The following is a 2456-nucleotide window of genomic DNA, read 5'->3' as shown; positions in this document are numbered from 1 at the left end:
GCTTCTTCCCCGCCGGTATCGGGGAAAAGCCAGGTGGTATCGCCCGGCACGGACACCGCAGAGACGTCCACCGGCTCCCAACCCACCACGAACAACGCATTGTTGTCCGCGGAGTGCGCGGCGTTGATGCCGCTGAGACGCGCGGTCCGCCCGGTGAACGAGGACGCCTCGGCGACGGGCAGCCCCCGGTCGTCGGTGACGAGCACGCGGTACCGCTCCTCGTCGATGCTGCTGAGGACGACCCGCAGTGAAGTGGCGCCCGTCGTACGGACGGTGAGCCCGTTCCACTGGAAGGGCAGCCACACGGTGCCCGGCTCCTGGGATGCGCGTACGAACAACAGGGGGTGGAGTGCGGCATCCAGCAGGGCGGGGTGCACGTGGTACGAGGAGCCGTCGGCGGTGCCCTCGGGGAGGGACACCTCGGCGTACAGGTCGTCGCCGTCCTGCCAGAGCGCCTGGAGGCCCTGGAAGTGGGGCCCGTACGCGAAACCCTCCTCGAGCAGGTCCTCGTAGAACGTGTCGGTGTCGAGCCGCTTGGCCCCGGCGGGGGGCCAGGCATCGGGGGTCGCTGCCCCCGACGGATCGGCCACGGTGGAGAGGAGCCCGGTGGCGTGGGTGGTCCACTCGTCGCCCGTACGGGTCCGGGAGTGCAGCGTGAAGGGGCGTCGGCCTTCGGCCTGGGGCGCGTTGACGGTGACGTGCACCTGCACCGGGGTGCCGGGCCGCAGGGGCAGGGGGGTGGTGATGAGGAGTTCGTCGAGCGTGGGATGCCCGGTGTGCAGGCCCGCGTGCAGGGCCATCTCGACCAGGGCCGTGCCCGGGACGAGAACCGTCTCGCCGACCTGGTGATCGGCGAGCCACGCGTGAGTGGCCAGCGAGATCGTGCCGGTGAGGATCGTCGTCTCGGAATCCGGAAGGTGATGGACCGCGGTCAGCAACGGATGGTCGGCGGGGTCGAGTCCGGCGGCGGTGGACTGCGGTGCACCGGCGTTGAGCCAGTAGTGGTGGTGTTGGAAGTGGTAGGTGGGGAGTGGGGTGGTGTGGGGGTGGTGGGGGGTGTGGTGGGTGGTCCAGTTGAGGGGGGTGGTGTGGGTGTGGATGTGGGCGGCTGCGGTGAGGGCGGTGTGGGTTTGGGGGTGGGTGCGGCGTTGGAGGGGGGTGGTGTGGATGTGGGGGTGGTGGGTGAGGTTGTGGTGGGTGAGGGCGGTGAGGGGTGCGTCGGGTCCGATTTCGATGAGGTGGGTGATGCCTTGTCGGGTCATCCATTGGATGTTGTCGTGGTGGCGGACGGTGTCGCGGAGGTGGCGGACCCAGTAGGCGGGGTCGGTGAGCTGGGGGGTGTGGGGCAGGGGGGTGTGGGTGGGGTGGAAGGTGGCGGTGTCCAGGACGGTGGCGAAGGCGTCGAGGACGGGGTTCATGTGGGGGGAGTGGAAGGCGTGGGAGACGTGGAGGGGGGTGACTTTGCGGCCTTGGCTGGTGAGGGTGGTGGTGAGGCCGGTGAGGGTGGTGGTGTCGCCGGACAGGACGAGGGAGTTGGGGGCGTTGACGGCGGCGATGGACAGGGTGTGGGTGTGGGGGGCGATGAGGGGGAGGATTTCTTCTTCGGTGGCCTGGACGGCGGCCATGGCTCCGCCTTCGGGGAGGGTTTGCATGAGGCGTCCGCGGGCGGCGACGATGCGGCAGGCGTCGTCGAGGTTCCACAGGCCGGCGAGGTGGGCTGCGGCGAGTTCGCCGATGGAGTGGCCGGTCATGGCGTGGGCGGGGATGTTCCATGAGCGGGCTAGGGCGGCGAGGGCGACGGCGAAGGCGAACAGGGCGGGCTGGGCCCATTCGGTGCGTTCCAGGGTGGCCTTGGCCTCTGGTCCCTGGTCGAAGACGATGTCTTTGAGGGGGGCGGTGAGGTAGGGGGTGAAGGCGGTGCATACCTCGTCGAAGGCGGTGGCGAAGGCGGGGAAGTCCCGGTAGAGGTCGCGGCCCATGCCGGGGTACTGGGCGCCTTGTCCGGTGAACATCCAGCCAGTCTTGCCGGGCTGGGCGTGGCCGTGGACGGTCTGGGAGTCCTCCCGGCCCTCGGCAAGGGCTTGCAGGCCCTGGCGCAGCCGTGCGGTGTCGGTGCCCCAGACCACGGCCCGGTGCTCGAACACACTGCGGGTGGTGGCCAGCGCGTATCCGATGTCGGCGGGCCGGTCACCGTGCCCGGGCCCTTGCGGGCCCGTCCACACCGCAAGGCGTGCGGCCTGCTCCCGCAACGCTTCCGCACTCCGCGCCGACAACACCCACGGCACCAACCCGGACACGCCCTGCCCGGCAGGCAGCTCCCGCTCAGCGGGCAGCGGCTCAGGAGCCGCCTCCTCCAGAATCAGGTGGGCGTTCGTGCCGCTGACGCCGAACGAGGAGACGGCGGCACGCCGGGGACGGCCCGCGTCGGGCCAGTCACGGGCCTGGTCGAGGAGGCG

Annotated in this window: 1 protein-coding gene; it reads right to left on the bottom strand. The window is 70.8% G+C overall.

Annotated elements, in window-relative coordinates; all coding sequences use genetic code 11:
- Positions 1 to 2456: acyltransferase domain-containing protein (locus ACH4UK_RS36900; RefSeq protein WP_398363624.1), on the bottom strand; the 2456-nt coding region annotated here is incomplete at both ends.

The sequence above is a fragment of the Streptomyces sp. NPDC020884 genome (genome assembly GCF_044333935.1).
Classification (GTDB): domain Bacteria; phylum Actinomycetota; class Actinomycetes; order Streptomycetales; family Streptomycetaceae; genus Streptomyces.
The sequence above is the reverse complement of the archived record's forward strand: the minus strand, read 5'-3'. Positions and strand labels throughout refer to the sequence as shown.